The organism is Herbidospora mongoliensis (assembly GCF_001570545.1).
GTDB lineage: Bacteria > Actinomycetota > Actinomycetes > Streptosporangiales > Streptosporangiaceae > Herbidospora > Herbidospora mongoliensis.
Genome location: NZ_BBXD01000021.1, coordinates 76,554 through 92,035 on the forward strand (window position 1 = coordinate 76,554; position 15,482 = coordinate 92,035).

The following is a 15,482-nucleotide window of genomic DNA, read 5'->3' on the forward strand; positions in this document are numbered from 1 at the left end:
CTCGTCAGCCGGACAGCGTCAGCCGGACAGGGCCCCGTCGATCCTGCTCAGGACCTTGCGGGAGACCAGGCCGTACGCGAAGAAGTCGACGCCCGCAGCGCCCGCCGCCTTGGCCGCCCTGACCTTGGCGGCCAGGCGTTCGGTCGAGTCGACGTCGCGGCGGCGTTCGCCCCAGCCCTCGATGTCGGGCATGCCCGGCCGCAGGATCGCGCGCAGTTCGCGGTCCTTGCCGACCGAGCGCGAATAGGCGGCCAGGTCGTCGGCGATCCGGGCCGCGTCGCGGGCGTAGGCGAGCACCGCGAACGACGGGACCAGGTCGCCGAGCGCCATCAGGTCGATGCCGATCTGCCAGGCGTCGTGCGCCGCCAGGCCCGCGGTGGGGAGGCCGTCGGCGGCGCCCTTCAGCGCGCCGGTGGCGTCCATGAAGGTGAGCTGGGAGCCCTCTTCCGTGACCGCCGCCGAGACCTCGGCGACCAGGGAGGTCACCGTCTCGGAGCGGGCGCGGGCGTAGGCGACCACCTCGGGTCCGGCGTAGGCGGTCAGCGCGGCCCTGGTGACCTGGCCCTGGGCGGGCGGGTCACCGTCGAGGACGCCGCCGACGATGCGGGCGCACTCCTCGCGGGCCACTTCCGCGTTCACGCCCAGTTGGGTGGCCCGCAGCAGGCAGTGGTGGCAGAAGCACAGGCCGAGCAGGAAGGCGTCCATGGGGCCGAGCGGGATGTAGGAGCGCCCGGCGGCGAACGCGGCGAAGTGGAGCGAGTCGGCCACCACGCTGTCGACGCCCTGCCTGGCCACCGCGCGAGCCAGCCCGACGGCGTAGGCGCGCACGTCGGGGTTGGCCGGGCACAGGTCGGCGGGGGCACTGCGGTCGCCGAAGCAGTTGCGGACCGTCACCTCGGGGTGCAGCGCCCCGAGGGTCGGGCTGCGCAGGAACACCGCCCAGCCGTGGAAGGCCAGGCCCTTGGCCCGGCAGGCGGCCCGCAGGTCGTCGAGGACCTTGTCGTCGGCGCCGGCCTGGACCGGCGGCGACAGGCGTCCGAACAGCTCGGGGGGCGGCGGGAAGTGCACCCCGTCGTGGCGGACGGTGACACGGCTGGCCCCGTGCGGGGTGACGTCCGTGATCTGGTGGACGGCCGCGGCCACGGTCACCCCGGCCACGCCGAGCTCCGTGATCCGGTCGAGTACCACGTCGACGCCCTCGTCGCGCAGGTCCTCGACGAAGACGTACACCGAAGAATCCACTAACGCCCCTTGTAGGCCACGAAGTCGATTTCCACCAGGATGTTCATGAGCTGCGATCCTACGGTGGTCCTGACCGGATAGGGCTGGGTGAAGTAGGACTTGTACACCTCGTTGTAGGCGGCGAAGTCCTCCTTCAGGTTCTCCAGGTGCACCGTCGACTTGATCACGTCGTCGAAGGTCAGGCCGTGGGCGGCCAGCACCGCGCCCAGGTTCTGCATGGTCCGGTGGGTCTGCGCAGCCACGTCGTCGCCGACGACCTCACCGGTGACCGGGTCGAGCGGCCCCATCCCGGAGGTGTAGACGAAGTCGCCGACCACGAGCCCCTGCGAGTAGGCGCCGACCGGGGCGGCGCCGTCGGTGGTCCGCAGCTCTTTCTTCACTGTCTCTCCTCAGAAGTACGTGGTGAGCAGATCGACCACGATGTGGTCGTCGTCGATGACCGGGATGACCCGCCACTTGTCGAAGGCGGTGCAGGGGTGGGAGATGCCGAACCTCAGCACGTCCCCGGGCGTGACCGTGTTCGCGGGGTCGCTGAGGTAGGTGTGCTGGTCCTGGATCTTCGTCACTTCCAGGCCGCCGGGCGCGATCGGAAGGTCGAGGTCATGAGAGATGTCGCGCTTGCCCAGCCCGACGATGGCCATGCCGGGTTCGGGGGTGGAGATGACCTGGGCGTACACCTCAAGGGCGGGCTTCAGCCGGTCGGCGAAGGGGCTCATCCGGGCGTAGAAGCCCTCGTCGTGCCCGATGTAGGCGCCGGGGCGCACGATGACCTGGGCGTTCATGCCCGCGAGCTCGTCGGTGACCAGGTCGAAGTAGGAGCTGCCGCCGGCCGAGACGATCGGGGCGTCCAGGTCTTCCGCGAGCCTGCGCAGGTCCTTCAGATACCGGGTGACGCCGGCGCGATCGGGCTGGGTGCCCTCATAGCCGGACACACCGGCGAACTCGACCCCGTCGGTGGCGTCGATGAGGGCTTTGAGCGCTTTCGCCTCGTCGAGGGTCCGGCAGCCGGTTCGCCCGCCGGGATGCCCCAGTTCGACCAGGATCCGGAAGCCCTTCCCGGCCAGCAGTTCGACGCCGCGCGGGGAGTCGGCGTAGACAAGCAACTCGAAGTCCTGCTTCGCCAGCCACTCGATCGCTTTCTCGTCGTAGATCTCGTTGGCCAGCAGCACCCTTTCCACCCCCAGGTGCCGATAGATCATGACCTGGCCGGCGGTCGCGGCGGTCAGTCCCCAGGCGCCCGCTTCGAGCTGTTTGGCGAAGAGCTGCGGTGACATGGTCGTCTTGCCGTGCGGGGCGTGCGAAAGGCCGTTTTCCCGTACGTGCCGCGCCAGCACCCCCACGTTGTGGTCGACGGCGCTCTCGCGGGCGACCATGAGCGGCCACGTGAACGGCCCGTCGAACAGGCTGTGGCGCGCCGCGAGGAACTCCTCCGCCGTGACCGGTTCCGGCTGGACGAATCCCCGTGTACGCCAGTCGATGGTCATGCCGGAAATGAGCACTCGTGGATCGTATAGGAGACTACGCCGGTCGCAGGGCCCGGCCGGGGCGAGCTGTAGTGAGTTGTCCGTCTTCGAGGACCTGGCTGCCGTTGATCCAGACGTCGTCGATGCCCTGCGCGAGTGCGCGGGGGTCGGCGTAGGTGGCCGTGTCGGTGACCTTCGCCGGGTCGACGAGGATGAGGTCGGCGGCCTGTCCGGGGCGTACCAGACCTCGATCGAACAGCCGGAACCGCCGGGCCGGATGCGCGGCGAGATGCGACGCGGCCTCTGACCAGGAGAGATCCTGATTCTCACGGACGTGATGGCCGAGGAACCGGGCGAACGCGCCGTAGGCGCGCGGGTGCGGGTGGCCGCCGACGTGCAGGCCGTCGGAACCGCCGGTGTGGGCGGGGTGGCGCAGGATCCGGCGGACGGACTCCTCACCCGCCGGGCCCTCGTCGGGGCGGGCGCTGACGCAGCCGGCTTCGAGGCCGGTCTCGATGAGGAGGCGGCGCGCGAACGCGGCCGGGGTTTCCCCGTTCTGAGCGGCGGCGTCCGGAATCGTCAGGCCCTCGGACCATTCGAGGCCGGGGGCGTGGGCGATGGTGAGACGCTCCCAGGCGTAGTCGAGATCGAGGTTCTCGATCATCGGCAGGGCCGTCGCCGGGTCGGCGGCCGGGACGTGCTGGGGCAGCACGATCATCGCCAGGATCGTGCTGCCGCGCAGGTAGGGGTAGGTGTCGAAGGTCGTGTCGCCCTCGAGCAGCGGGAGCAGCACGTCGGCCGGGCCGTGGAAGTGGGAGACGTGCAGCGGGACTCCCGCCTTCTGCGTGATGGCCAGCGCCTCCTTCATCCCGGTGGGGGCCGACTGGCCGTAGCCGCGCATGTGGGTGACGTACGGGAGACCCTGAAGAGGCGCGCACAGGGCGGCGAGTTCGGCGACGTCGGCGTAGCGGCCGGGGACGTATTCGAGCCCGGTGGACAGGCCCGCCGCGCCCTCTTCGAGGCCCTTCTCCACGATCGAGCGCATTCTGTGCACGTCGTCGGCGTCTGACGCCTTCGGTGCGGGTCCGAGCACGTCGTAGCGGATGGTTCCGTGTGGGAGCAGGAAGATGCTGTTCAGAGCGGCTCTGTCGTGGCTCGCCCTGATTTCCGCCACGGAGAGCGGCCCTGGCGCCGGAAAGGCGCCGTTGATGGCGGCGAAGTACCTCGTGGCGTAGTCGAAGGCGGCTCGCGTGGTGGTCGGGGCGAACGAGAGACCGTCTTGGCCGAGCACGACCGTGGTGACGCCCTGGCGCAGGTTGGCGAGCTGGAACCCCCCGTCGTGGACGAGGGCGTCACCGTGGGAATGGCAGTCGATCATCCCGGGGAGGATGTAGCGGCCGGTGGCGTCGACGGCGTTCTCGTGGGGCAGCCGGCCGATCGCCGTGATCGTGTTTCCCGAGATCCCGACGTCGGCGCGGAACGGCGGGGCGCCGGTTCCGTCGACGACCCGGCCGTTCGCGATCACCACGTCGAAAGTCACGTGATCAGTATGCGGACCGGTACTTGTCCTCGCACGTCACGGCCCGGTTCACCGGGTGTGCGGCCAGGATGCGCGCCGCCTTCTGGCGGGACAGGTTCCAGCCGTTCCACGGTTCGGGGAAGTGCAGGTCCTGGGTCTCGATCACGTCCATGAGGACACAGCTCCTGATCGGTTCCGGCAGCCTGTCCAGGCCCGGGATGGCGTCCGCGCTCAACCGGGCCAGATAGTGCTCGTCGAGGCGGTCGACCCCCCGTACGGAGACCTGGGTCTCCGCCACCTGGGCGTCGGGGTTCCAGACGGCGAAGACCAGCAGCGACACCGCCGTGAGCAGGACCAGCGCCTTCGGCAGCCAGCTCGTCCTCTTCACCAGCCCCCCTATCAGGACCAGCACGAACACGGCGGCGATCCACCAGATCGTCGCGCCGACCGAGGCGCGGAGCCGGGTGAAGCCGTAGGCGGCGGTGTAGAGGCCGAGCCGGTGCAGCGCCGAGGCCAGGATGACCAGCGTCAGCGCGCAGAGCAGGCCGAGCAGGGTGGCCATGATCCAGCGGTCGCCCTTGATCATCATGCTGCAGAAGGCGACGATGAACAGGACGAACACACTGACGGTGATCAGCTCGAAGAACCCCGATCTGGCGTATTCGGCGAACGTCAGCCCGGCCGTCTCCAGCACCCTCCTGCTGCCGCCGAACAACACGGAGACCTGGACTCCGACGAACGCCGCGAACAGCAGGTTCACCCCGACCAACGGGATGACCCAGAGCGTCTTCGCCAGGTTCAGCGGGGCGTAGTCGACGCGGGGTTCGGCCACCGGCCGCAGCGCGACCAGGACCGCGGCGACGGCGAGCACCGCGAACACGACGAACAGGAAGATCCTCACCGGCACCGTCTCGGCCCAGGCCGGCGCCGAGAGAAGATCGCGGGCGAACGAGGAGAAGACGGCGTCGGCCGAGATGAACAGGACCCCGAACAGGGCGATCAGGATCGCGGTGATCCCCAGCGAGATCAGCACCGGGATGTAGTTACGGCGCTTGAGCACCGTGCGGACCGGCCCGATCACGAACCACGGCACCGGGAACACCGCCAGCCCGACCGAGAGCAGACCCCTGGCCACCCCCGCCCAGCCGCGCCCGCCCGACAGCGCCAGCGAGGCGACGACGAAGGCGGCCAGCAGGCTGAGCCCGACCAGCCAGTCGGCGTCCCGGAAGAACGCGACGAAGACGAGCCCGTAGGCGGCGAGACCGTAGGCGATGCTCCAGGCGTTGATCCGGTGCCTGATCGCCGGAACCACGGCGAGGGAGAGCGCGACGGCGGTCAGCACGACGCCGATCCCGGTCGGGGCGTAGGGGAAGCAGACCGCCGCGACCAACCCCGTCGCCGTCGCCGCGGGGAGGACCCAGCGGGGCGTGTCCGGCAGGTTCGGGCGGGGGAAGAGCGGGGGTGGCGTGTACGTGTCGAACCGGCCGCCCGGCTGGTCCGGCGTCGCCTTCACCCTGCCGCCCAGCGAGGCGCCGACCGCGATGCCGATGCACATGAACAGCAGGAGCGCGCCCGCCGCCTGGACCTCCGTGGCGGATCCTCCCACGAAGAAACCGGCCGCGATCGTGCCACCGAGCACTCCGACGATCGCTCCGACGACCCCGCCGAGGATCGCGCCCCCGAGCGACCGGTGAGGGGGCGGCTCGTCGAGCAGGTAGGTGCGCTGGGATGAGCGTGGCGGCCCGCCGGAGGCGGTCGCGTTCCCACCGACGTGGACGGGAACCGTCGGCGCCCCCGTGACGGACGGCCGCCCAGCCGGGTCGGAGGAGGCCATGACGGGATGCGGCGAGGTGACAGCGGTGCGGACCGACCCGGCGGGCGCGAACTCGGCCGGGAGCGGAATGGCGGGAGCGGTCGGCTCGCCTGGGTTTCCGGGTGCACTCCCAGCGACCGCCGACGAGTCGGGGGCCGCGCCTGACGGCTGGGCGACCGGCCGCGTGTCCGGTCCTGGCATCCCCACCGAAGCCGCCACACGCGAATCCGAGGGCACAGCCTGGCCACTCCGCGGCGAGAGCGATCCGGGCCCTGGCGCCGAGGACGAACCCTCTGTCCGCGACGGCTCCGTCGGGGAAACCGGCGTAGCCCCGGTCGAATCCTCCACAGAAGAACCCGGCCCTCCGGCCGATGCCATCGGCGACACCGGCACGGCTTCAGCACCAGGCACCGAGGGCGAACCCACCCCCTCGGCGGCTTCGGGCGTCTGGGCCGTCTGGCTGTATGAGCCGGCAGGCGACGTCGCCTCGGCCGGAACACCGGCCGGGCCGCTCGGCTGTGTCTCAGAACCCTTCATAGGACCGGCCTCCGTATCGGTTCCCGATCGGCTGACAGCCGGGGTCTCCCGGCTCGCCGACTCCTTCCGCAGACGGGCGCGGACCGCCCCCGCAGGGGTCCGGCCCGCTGCGTGGGTTCGCGCCGCCGATGCGGGCGAGAGCTCCCGGACCGCCTTGGGCAGGGTGAGGAGCATGTGGCACCCCGTACCGCCGACGACCGCGACGGTCCCCCCGTGGAGTTCGGCGATCTCCTTGGCGATGGCCAGGCCGAGGCCCGCTCCCCCGGCGTCGGCCGCGCGGCCCGCGTCCAGGCGGGAGAAGCGTTCGAAGACGCGCTGGCGGTCGTCGGCCGGGATGCCGGGCCCCTCGTCGGCGACCTCTATTTCGAGGGTGCCGTCCGCCGAGGCGCGGGAGGTCAGGGTGACGGTCCCGCCGGGCGGGCTGTGCCGGACGGCGTTGTCCAGCAGGTTGGCCAGCACCTGCGCGAGCAGGACGGGGTCGGCCGTGGTCAGATGGCGGCCGGGTTCGATCGTGCTGGCGACCGTCACGTCGTGGCGGGCCATCGACGCCTCACGGACGGCCTGACCCCCGAGGTCACCCAGGTCGAACTCCTCGATCTCGATCGGCCGGGCCCCCGAGTCCAGCCGAGAGAGGTCCAGGAGTTGCGCCACGAGACGGCCGAGCCGCTGGGTCTGGGCGAGGGCGGTGCCGAGGATCTCGGGTTCGGGCGGGGAAACGCCGTCGACCACGTTCTCCAGGACCGCCTGCACTCCCGTGATGGGAGTCCGCAGTTCGTGGCTGACGTTGGCTATCAGATCCCGGCGTTGGCGGTCGACCTCCCCGAGGTCGGCGGCCATCGCGTTGAAGGCCCTGGCCAGCTCGCCGACCTCGTCGCGGCTGGTGGCGGTGACCCGGAGGCCGTACGACCCCTTGGCGATGGTCTGCGCCGCGGCGGCCATCTCCCGCAGGGGCTTGGTCATCCCCCGGCCCAGCACCTGCACCATGATGAGCGCCAGGAACACGGCGAACGCGATCCGCAGATCACGGGGGACGCCCCCGGCGATCCCCACCTCGTTCACGATGAACGCGGTCACCACGGCCCCGACGATGACGATCCCGAGCTTGACCTTGATCCGGCCGAGGAAGTCGAGCGGCCTCATGGGCGCACCAGGGCGTACCCGACCCCGTGCACGGTCCGCACCACTTCCGACCCGAGCTTGCGCCGCAGCGCCCGCACGTGACTGTCGACGGTCCGGGTCGCCGCCGCCTCGGAGAACCCCCAGATGTCGGCGAGCAGCCGCTCCCGCTCATAGACCTGTCCGGGCCGCTCGGCCAGCCGCCTGAGCAGGTCGAACTCGGTGCGGGTCAGCTGGGCCTCGTCACCCCGCACGAACACCCGCCGCTCGGCCAGGTTGATCTCGATCTCGCCGACCCGCAGCACCGTCTCCTCGGACGCGAGCTGCACCGCCCGGTCGACCCGCCGCAGCAGCGCGTGGATGCGCGCGACCAGTTCCCGCATGCTGAAAGGCTTGGTGATGTAATCGTCGGCCCCCACCCCGAGCCCGACCAGCACATCGGTCTCCTCACCGAGCGCGGTCAGCATGAGAACCGGCACCGGCCGGGCCGCCTGGATCCGCCGGCACACCTCCAGCCCGTCCAACCCCGGCAGAAGCCGGTCGAGCACCACCAGATCAGGTTCGAATCGCGCGTACGCCACCAACGCCCCTTCGCCGTCACTGGCGACGCGAACGTCGAACCCTTCCGCCGTCAACCGGGTCGCAACCGCTCTCGCGATGGTGTCGTCATCCTCGACGACAAGCACCCGGCGCTGCTGGGGATAAGCCATGAAGGCAGCGTAGAGGCCGGACGTGCAGACCAATCGTGGCTTTTTGTGGAGCTTTCGTGCAGGCGGTTCTGTCGGTGGCGGGGTCTAGCGTGGGGTCGTGATCGACGTTGACGCGTACCTCCGGCGACTCCGCCTCACCCCCTCAGCCCCTGGCGTGGCGGGGCTCTTCGCGCTCCAGCGGGCCCATGTCGAGCGGGTGCCCTACGAGACGATCCCCATCTGGCTGGGCCGGTCCACGACCGTCGACCCGGCCGAATCGGCCCGGCGGATCGTCGCCGGGCGGGGTGGCTACTGCTTCCACCTGAACGGGGCGCTCTCCGCACTGCTGGCGTCACTGGGCTATTCGGTCACCCGGCACTACGGCGGTGTCCAGGGATCGGCGGCGGACGCCGCCGGGGCACGGGGCAACCACCTGGTGCTGACCGTCGACGGCCTGCCGACCGACGACAACCCGTCGGGCGAATGGCTGGTCGACGCCGGGCTCGGCGACGCGATCCACTCGCCGCTTCCCCTCGTCGAAGGGGTCTATGACCAGGGGCCTTTCACCTACCGGCTGCGGCCGTCCGAGGCCGAGCCGGGCGGGTGGCGGCTCGATCACGACCCGCGCGGGAGCTTCGTCGGGATGGACTTCCGCAAGGCCCCGACCGAGATGACGGCGTTCGAGTCGGAGCACGAACGGCTGTCGACCTCGCCGGAGTCGGGGTTCGTGCGCGTGTTCTCGATCCAGCGCCGCGACTCGACGGGCGTCGACGCGATGCGGGGGCTGGTGCTGACGAGGATCGGCAACGCCTCGACGTCGACCACCCTCGACCGGGAAGACGACTATTTCGCCGCCCTGGCCGACGTCTTCGACCTGCACCTGACGACCGAGGAACAGTCGATCCTGTGGCCCAAGCTGGTGGACGGCCACGAGAAGTGGCTCGCCACCAGGGACAATAGTTAGGAGCACAGTTCTAATAACTGCAGCCCTATAAGAGGCGCCCTTGATCGACAAGCCTTCCGACATGTTCGACCGTGATGGGGAGTGGGCCCAGCTCTCCCGGTTCGTCACCAGCACCTTCGAGCGGGCGACTCTGGGCGTGGTGTCCGGCCGACGCCGTCAGGGCAAGACGTTCCTTCTGCAGGCCATGTGTGAGGCGACCGGCGGCTTCTACTTCGGCGCCTCCGAAGTGGTGCCCAAGCCTGAGGCACTCCGCCAGCTCGGCGATGCCCTCCGCGAATTCACCGGCTCCCCGGCCGCTTACCGCTTCCAAGACTGGGGCCAGGCGATCGACACCCTTCTCGCGCTCGCGACCGATCGGCCGATTCCCGTGGTTCTCGACGAGTTCCCCTACCTCGCTCGCGAGTCGAAGGAACTGCCGTCGGTCATCCAAAACGCCTTGGCCCCGCGACGGACCCAGCGTCTGGCCTCACGGGCGCGGCTGTTGCTGTGCGGGTCGTCGATTTCCTTCATGAGTGAGCTGCTCGCAGGACAGGCGCCCCTTCGCGGCCGAGCCGGGCTCGAACTCATCGTTGCGACGTTCGACTTCCGGGTCGCGGCCGAATACTGGGGATTGCGAGACCGCCGACTGGCCGCGCTCGTCTACTTCGTCCTCGGCGGCACGCCCGCCTATCGCGCCGAACAGCTCGACGGCGAGACACCACAACGCGTGGAAGAATTCGACGACTGGGTGATCGGGCATGTCCTCAATCCGGCGAACCCCCTCTTCCGCGAGGTCCGCATGCTGCTCGCCGAAAGGTCCTTTCAGACGTCGTTTACGACTCCTCGACCCGCCAGAGCCACGAGGTCGACCTGGCGGCCTTCGGCCCCGATGGCGAACTCCTCGCGCTGGGCGAGGTGAAGTGGGGCGAGACGATCGGCATGGGCCATCTGGCCCGTCTGGAGAAGATCGCGACCCTCCGCCCGGCGAGGAGGTTGCTGCTGTTCAGCGGCACCGGGTTCATGCCGCAACTGGAAGAGGCCGCGCGCCGAAGTGCCGGCCGAATCCAGTTGATCGGCCTCGACCGGCTCTACGAAAGCGACTGACCGCCCATCCCGCGCAGGGTGGCGGCCACCAAGGGGCCGATGGTCTCCAGGTGGTAGCCGCCTTCCTGGACGGCCACCGTCGGCAGGCCAAGTCCGCCGAGCGACCGGCCGGTCTCGAAGTAGCCGTCCCGGGTGACCCGCAGCGGGCTCTCCGGGTCGTCGGCCGCCGCGTCGACCCCGAGTGAGACGACCAGCGCTTCCGCGCCCCACCTGGCAGCCGCCTCGCACAGCCGGGCGACGCCGGAGAGCCAGACCTCGTCCCCCGATTCCGGCGCCAGCGGGACGTTCAGGTTGGTCCCACCGGCTGTTTCGTCCGCGAAGCCCATGTAGTGCGGGAACCAGCCCGCGCCCGGGTCCACGTGCACGCTGCCGTAGAAGACGTCGTCCCGGTCCCAGAAGATGGCCTGGGTGCCGTTGCCGTGGTGGGCGTCCACGTCGATGACGGCGACCTTCGCGAAGCCTTCCGCCCGCAACGTCACAGCGGCGACGGCGGCGTTGTTCAGGTAGCACGAACCGCCATACCCGTCCCGCGTCGCGTGGTGCCCGGGTGGGCGGCAGAGCGCGTACGCCAAGCCCTCGGACACCCGCCGGGCCGCGGTCCACGCGGCGCTCGCGGCCATCAGTGCCGCTTCCCACGTCCCGGGGCCGACCAGGGTCATCGTGTCGTAGGCGTACAGGCCGGCCCGGCCGTGAACCGCCACAGGCATTCGTCCCGGCATCCCGCCGAGCATCGCCGGGGTCGGGAAGACGTAGGGGACCACGCGGTCCTGCGGGTAGCCGGTGGAAACCCAGTCCGCGTACACGTCACGCAAATGCCGCAGCAGCCCTTCGGAGTGGACCGAGGTCAGCACACTCCAGGGCACCTCCCCGGCGAGAGCCCACTCGGCCGGCACCGCTTCGCGAATCCTGGAGACCCGTTCGGCCACCTCGGTACCGGGGGTCCGGAGGCCGATCCAGATCTCCGCCGACGGGTCGTGCAGCAGGGTCGTCGGGGACCAGACGGCGATCATGGGCGGAAGAAGCGGTCGAGCACGCGTACACCGAACTCCAGGGCGCTGACCGGCACCCGTTCGTCGACCCCGTGGAACATGGCGTTGTAGTCGAAGCCCTCCGGCAGCGCGAGTGGGGCGAAGCCGTAGGTCACGATGCCGAGTTCGTTGAAGGCCTTCGCGTCGGTGCCACCGCTCATCACGTACGGGACAGGGAGCGCCGCCGGGTCCTCGGCGACCAACGAAGCGCAGAGCGCGTCGAAGGTCGGGCCGCCTGGGTCAGCTTCTGGTGCGTCCTCGAAGCAGATGAACTCTCGGCTGATCTTGGGGCCGAGCAGCCCGTCGACGGTCTTCAGGAAGTCGTCCCGGGAGCCCGGCAGGAACCGCCCGTCGACCTGGGCGGATGCCGAGCCGGGGATGACGTTGACCTTGTAGCCTGCGTCCAGCATCGTCACGTTCGCCGAGTTGCGGAGCACGTGGGCGAACAGCTCCCCGACCTGGCCGAGCCGCCGCGCCTCCTCATCCAGGTCGGACATGTCCAGTGAACGGCCGAGTGCCCGGGATATCCCGTCGAGCATGCTCACCACACCCGGTGTGAGCTGCAGCGGCCACTCATATGACGCCAGCCGGGACATCGCGTGGCACATCTCGGCCACCGGGTTGTCCACCGCGCGGAGCGAGCCGTGCTGGGCGACGCCACGGGCGGTCAGGCGCATCCAGGCCATGCCCTGTTCGCCGACGGCCACGGGATAGATGCGGCGTCCTTCGTGAATGACGCAGTAGCCGCCGTCCTCGCTGATCGCCTCCCGTACCCCCTCGAAATGACCCCGGTGTTCGCGGGCCAGGTAGTAGGAGCCGTACTCCCCGGTGGCCTCCTCGTCGGCGGTGAAGGCGAGCACGATGTCGCGCGACGGCCGCACCCCGCGCGCCGCCCACTCCTGGACCAGGGCGAGCGTCATCGCGCAGGTGCCCTTCATGTCGACGGCGCCGCGTCCCCAGACGACTCCGTCGATGATCTCTCCGGAGAAGGGATGCACCGCCCAGTCATCTGCCAATGCGGGCACGACGTCGAGGTGCCCGTGGATCAGAAAAGGGTCGTCGTCGGACGAACCGCGCACCCGCGCGACCACGTTCGATCGCCCCTTCGACGTCTCCAGGATCGTCGCCGAAACACCCGCATCGGAGAGCAGGGCCGCCACGTATTCGGCCGCGCCGCGCTCACCCCGGCCCCGGTTGTCGCCCTCGTTGGTGGTGTCGATCCGGATGAGATCGGAGCAGATGGTCCCGACGCCGCTCATGGCAGGACACATGCGGCATGGTGGCCACGGTCGGCAGGCAGCACGGGCAGGGTCTCCTTCTCACAGCGGTCCGCCAGGTCGGCCGGGAGCCCGGCGGCATAGGCGGGGCACCGGGGGCGGAAGCGGCATCCGGCCGGAATCCTGGACGGGTCCGGCGTTTCACCTTTCAGGACGATCGGTTCCTGCCGGGCGATCTCCGGAACAACCGAAAGAAGCGCTTTCGTGTACGGATGTCGCGGCGCCGTCAGCACCTCGGCGGTGTCCCCGGTCTCGACGATGCGGCCCAGATACATGACCGCCACCCGGTCGGCGATGTTCCACGCCAGCCCGAGGTCATGCGTCACCACCAGCAACGACAGCCCGAGTTCCGTACGCAGCCTGAGCAGCAGGGCCAGGATCTCCCCGCGCACCGAGGCGTCCAGCGACGACACGGGCTCGTCCGCGACCAGCACGTCGGGTTCCAGCACGAGCGCGCCCGCGATCACCACCCGCTGCAGCTGGCCGCCGGACAACTCGTGCGGATAGCGCAGGAAGAACCGCTCCGGAGGCCGCAGCCCGGCCTTGGACAGCGCCGCCGCCACGAGTTCCCGCTCGTCACCGGGCACCTTGTGAATGCGCAGCCCTTCGGCCACGGCCTCGTAGACGGTGTGCCGGGGGTTCAGCGACCCGCTCGGGTCCTGGAGCACGAGCTGGACGTGCCGCCGGAACTCCTTCAGCCGCCGGTAGTCGAGCGGGCGATCGTCGCAGTCGACGGTGCCCTGAGAAGGGCGTACAAGACCGAGCAGTGCTCTGGCCAGCGACGACTTGCCGCACCCGGACTCACCGACCAGCGCGACGATCTCGCCGGAACCGATCTCCAGATCGACCCCGTCGACGGCCCGCGCCGCCCCGAACCTGACCTGCACGCCGCGTGCGGCCAGCGCGCTCATGAGCCCTCCCCCGCGCGAAGACAGGCGGCCCGCCGCCCGGCGCCCAGATCCAGCAACTCGACCTCTTCGGAAACACACCGATCGAAGGCCACCGGACACCGGGGATGGAACGAGCACCCCGGCGGCAGATCCCCTGGATAGGGAGGATCACCCGCGAGCCCTGCGGGCGCGTAGCGGAACCGGGGATCCCCGACGCGGGGGAAGGCCCCGGCCAGCGCGCCGCTGTACGGATGCCGCGAGTCGTCGAACACCACCGAGGCCGGACCTTCCTCGACGACCTTCCCGGCATACATGACCGCCACCCGGTCGCAGGTCGTGCCCAGGACGGACAGGTCGTGCGAGATCAGCACCAGCGCCAGCCCGAGGTCCTTGACCAGCCCGGTCAGCAGTTGCAGCACCTGCGCCTGCACCATGACGTCGAGCGCGGTCGTGGGTTCGTCGGCGATCAGCAACCGAGGCTTGCACGCCAGCGCCAGCGCGATCATCACCCGCTGCCGCTGGCCGCCGGAGAGCTGATGCGGATAGTCCTTCGCCCGTCTGGCCGGCAGCCCGACCTGCTCAAGCAGTTCGCCGACCCGCAGGTCGGCGGCCTTCCGTGAGGTCTTCGGCTCGTGCAGGAGGATGGGCTCGGCGATCTGCCGGCCGATGGTCTGCACCGCGTTCAGCGAGTGGAGCGCCCCCTGGAACACGATGGACGCGGTGGCCCAGCGCACCGCCCGCAGGCGGCCGAACGACATCTCGTACACGTCCTCGCCGTCGAGCAGCACCGAGCCGCCGACCCGCGCCGATTTCGGCAGCAGCCGCAGCACGGCGTTGCTGATGGTCGACTTGCCGCAGCCCGACTCCCCCGCGACGCCCAGCACCTCGCCGGGCGCGACGCCCAGCGAGACGCCGCGCACGGCGGGGACGTCGCCGGCGTAGGTGACCGACAGGTCCCGCAACTCCAGCAGGCTCATGACCCCTCCCGCAGCCGTGGGTTGAGCACGGCCTCCAGGGCCCGTCCGACCAGCGTGAACGCCAATACGACGAGGACCACGCAGAGCCCCGGCGGCAGCACGAACCACCACTCGCCGTTCGACATGGCGCCGGTCCCGTAGGCGTTGTCGAGGATGTAGCCCCACGACGGCCGCGTCGGATCGCCCAGCCCGAGGAACGAGAGGGTCGTCTCCGACAGGATCGCCACCGACACGGTCAGCACCACATGGGCCAGCACGAGCGGCATCACGTTGGGCAGGATGTGCCGGGTCATCTGGTGCCAGTCGCCGCCGCCGAGCGCCCGCGCCCGTTCCAGGTAGGGCCGCTCCCGCACGCTCAATGTCTGCGCGCAGACCAGGCGGGCCGTGCCGGGCCACGACGTGACCCCGATGACGATGATGATGTTCAGCAGCGAGGCTCCCAGCACGGTCGCCATCACGATGGCCAGCGGCAGGAACGGGATGACCAGGAACCAGTCGGTCAGGCCCATCAGCGTCGACCGGGCCCAGCCGCCGTAGAACCCGGCCATGATCCCGAGGATCGTCCCGATGACGATCGCGATGGCGGTGGCCGCGAGCCCGACGATCAGCGACACCCGCGTGCCGTGAATGAGCAGCGTGAGCACCGACCGCCCGCTCTGATCGGTCCCGAGCCAGTAATCACCGGAAGGTCCGGCATGCGCCGGTGCGGTCGCCTTGGTCACGTCCAGGCCGGCAGGGTCGGCGAGCACGGAAGCGAAAACAGCCACGAGTCCAAAGAAGAGAAGAATGCCCAGCCCGACCAGCGCCGACCGGTGTGAGCGGAAATCAGCCCAGAAGCGGGAGGCGGTGGCGCGCCGCCGTTGCCAAGCGATCGCGGTCATCAG

At 70.2% G+C, this 15,482-nt stretch carries 14 protein-coding genes; 3 read left to right on the forward strand and 11 right to left on the reverse strand.

The genetic code is table 11. The annotated features are described in order from the left end of the window. Nucleotides 1-18: 18 nt before the first annotated feature. The 6 genes from AW272_RS30960 to AW272_RS30985 are packed head-to-tail and all read right to left on the reverse strand — an operon-like array spanning nt 19 to nt 8,400. Nucleotides 19-1,242, reverse strand: a complete 1,224-nt coding sequence (locus AW272_RS30960; protein ID WP_066372812.1) for a hypothetical protein — start codon at nt 1,240-1,242, stop codon at nt 19-21. Then, complete coding sequence (locus AW272_RS30965; RefSeq protein WP_066372821.1) at nt 1,242-1,622, reverse strand: RidA family protein; 381 nt, start codon at nt 1,620-1,622, stop codon at nt 1,242-1,244. Before AW272_RS30965 ends, AW272_RS30960 begins: the two co-directional genes overlap by 1 nt. A gap of 9 nt (nt 1,623-1,631) precedes the next feature. Continuing rightward, entirely contained in the window at nt 1,632-2,741 is a 1,110-nt protein-coding gene (locus AW272_RS30970) for an alanine racemase (RefSeq protein ID WP_369408789.1), read from the reverse strand. Nucleotides 2,742-2,760: 19 nt separating this feature from the next. Further along, complete coding sequence (locus tag AW272_RS30975; RefSeq protein ID WP_066372824.1) at nt 2,761-4,245, reverse strand: N-acyl-D-amino-acid deacylase family protein; 1,485 nt, start codon at nt 4,243-4,245, stop codon at nt 2,761-2,763. Between the two features lie 4 nt (nt 4,246-4,249). Beyond that, a complete protein-coding gene (locus AW272_RS30980) occupies nt 4,250-7,714 on the reverse strand; it encodes a DUF4153 domain-containing protein (protein ID WP_066372833.1) in 3,465 nt (1,154 codons plus the stop codon). After that, entirely contained in the window at nt 7,711-8,400 is a 690-nt protein-coding gene (locus AW272_RS30985; RefSeq protein WP_066373092.1) for a response regulator transcription factor, read from the reverse strand. Before AW272_RS30985 ends, AW272_RS30980 begins: the two co-directional genes overlap by 4 nt. Before the next feature lie 97 nt (nt 8,401-8,497). On the opposite strand from AW272_RS30985, the gene AW272_RS30990 reads away from it, so the two are divergent. The 3 genes from AW272_RS30990 to AW272_RS44565 all read left to right on the forward strand — a co-directional run bounded on the left by AW272_RS30990 (nt 8,498) and on the right by AW272_RS44565 (nt 10,426). Further along, nucleotides 8,498-9,343 (forward strand): arylamine N-acetyltransferase family protein, encoded by an 846-nt coding sequence (locus AW272_RS30990; protein WP_066372834.1) that lies wholly within the window; start codon nt 8,498-8,500, stop codon nt 9,341-9,343. A gap of 61 nt (nt 9,344-9,404) precedes the next feature. Further along, nucleotides 9,405-10,241 (forward strand): AAA family ATPase, encoded by an 837-nt coding sequence (locus AW272_RS30995; protein ID WP_218011139.1) that lies wholly within the window; start codon nt 9,405-9,407, stop codon nt 10,239-10,241. Further along, entirely contained in the window at nt 10,238-10,426 is a 189-nt protein-coding gene (locus AW272_RS44565; protein ID WP_218011140.1) for a hypothetical protein, read from the forward strand. Before AW272_RS30995 ends, AW272_RS44565 begins: the two co-directional genes overlap by 4 nt. Here the strand turns inward: AW272_RS44565 and AW272_RS31000 are convergent. The 5 genes from AW272_RS31000 to AW272_RS31020 are packed head-to-tail and all read right to left on the reverse strand — an operon-like array spanning nt 10,411 to nt 15,479. Then, nucleotides 10,411-11,436 carry an arginase family protein gene (locus AW272_RS31000; RefSeq protein ID WP_066372839.1) on the reverse strand — a complete coding sequence of 342 codons (1,026 nt, stop codon included), beginning with the start codon at nt 11,434-11,436 and terminating at the stop codon, nt 10,411-10,413. The genes AW272_RS44565 and AW272_RS31000 overlap by 16 nt on opposite strands. After that, nucleotides 11,433-12,713, reverse strand: coding sequence for a M20/M25/M40 family metallo-hydrolase (locus AW272_RS31005; protein WP_083958874.1), 1,281 nt, complete (start codon nt 12,711-12,713; stop codon nt 11,433-11,435). The genes AW272_RS31000 and AW272_RS31005 overlap by 4 nt, the downstream gene beginning before the upstream one ends. Next, nucleotides 12,710-13,642 (reverse strand): ABC transporter ATP-binding protein, encoded by a 933-nt coding sequence (locus AW272_RS31010; protein WP_066372843.1) that lies wholly within the window; start codon nt 13,640-13,642, stop codon nt 12,710-12,712. The genes AW272_RS31005 and AW272_RS31010 overlap by 4 nt, the downstream gene beginning before the upstream one ends. Next, nucleotides 13,639-14,598: an ABC transporter ATP-binding protein gene (locus tag AW272_RS31015; RefSeq protein WP_066372845.1), complete on the reverse strand. Its 960-nt coding sequence runs from the start codon at nt 14,596-14,598 to the stop codon at nt 13,639-13,641. The genes AW272_RS31010 and AW272_RS31015 overlap by 4 nt, the downstream gene beginning before the upstream one ends. Continuing rightward, nucleotides 14,595-15,479, reverse strand: coding sequence for an ABC transporter permease (locus AW272_RS31020; protein ID WP_066372846.1), 885 nt, complete (start codon nt 15,477-15,479; stop codon nt 14,595-14,597). Before AW272_RS31020 ends, AW272_RS31015 begins: the two co-directional genes overlap by 4 nt. Between the last annotated feature and the right edge of the window lie 3 nt (nt 15,480-15,482).

Bases quoted from the DNA above. Each gene is read 5' to 3' on its own strand.
- AW272_RS30980 (WP_066372833.1), bottom strand. From the start codon at position 7,714: ATGAGGCCGCTCGACTTCCTCGGCCGGATCAAGGTCAAGCTCGGGATC.
- AW272_RS30985 (WP_066373092.1), bottom strand. From the start codon at position 8,400: ATGGCTTATCCCCAGCAGCGCCGGGTGCTTGTCGTCGAGGATGACGAC.
- AW272_RS30995 (WP_218011139.1), top strand. From the start codon at position 9,405: ATGTTCGACCGTGATGGGGAGTGGGCCCAGCTCTCCCGGTTCGTCACC.
- AW272_RS31000 (WP_066372839.1), bottom strand. From the start codon at position 11,436: ATGATCGCCGTCTGGTCCCCGACGACCCTGCTGCACGACCCGTCGGCG.
- AW272_RS31005 (WP_083958874.1), bottom strand. From the start codon at position 12,713: ATGAGCGGCGTCGGGACCATCTGCTCCGATCTCATCCGGATCGACACC.
- AW272_RS31010 (WP_066372843.1), bottom strand. From the start codon at position 13,642: ATGAGCGCGCTGGCCGCACGCGGCGTGCAGGTCAGGTTCGGGGCGGCG.
- AW272_RS31015 (WP_066372845.1), bottom strand. From the start codon at position 14,598: ATGAGCCTGCTGGAGTTGCGGGACCTGTCGGTCACCTACGCCGGCGAC.
- AW272_RS31020 (WP_066372846.1), bottom strand. From the start codon at position 15,479: ATGACCGCGATCGCTTGGCAACGGCGGCGCGCCACCGCCTCCCGCTTC.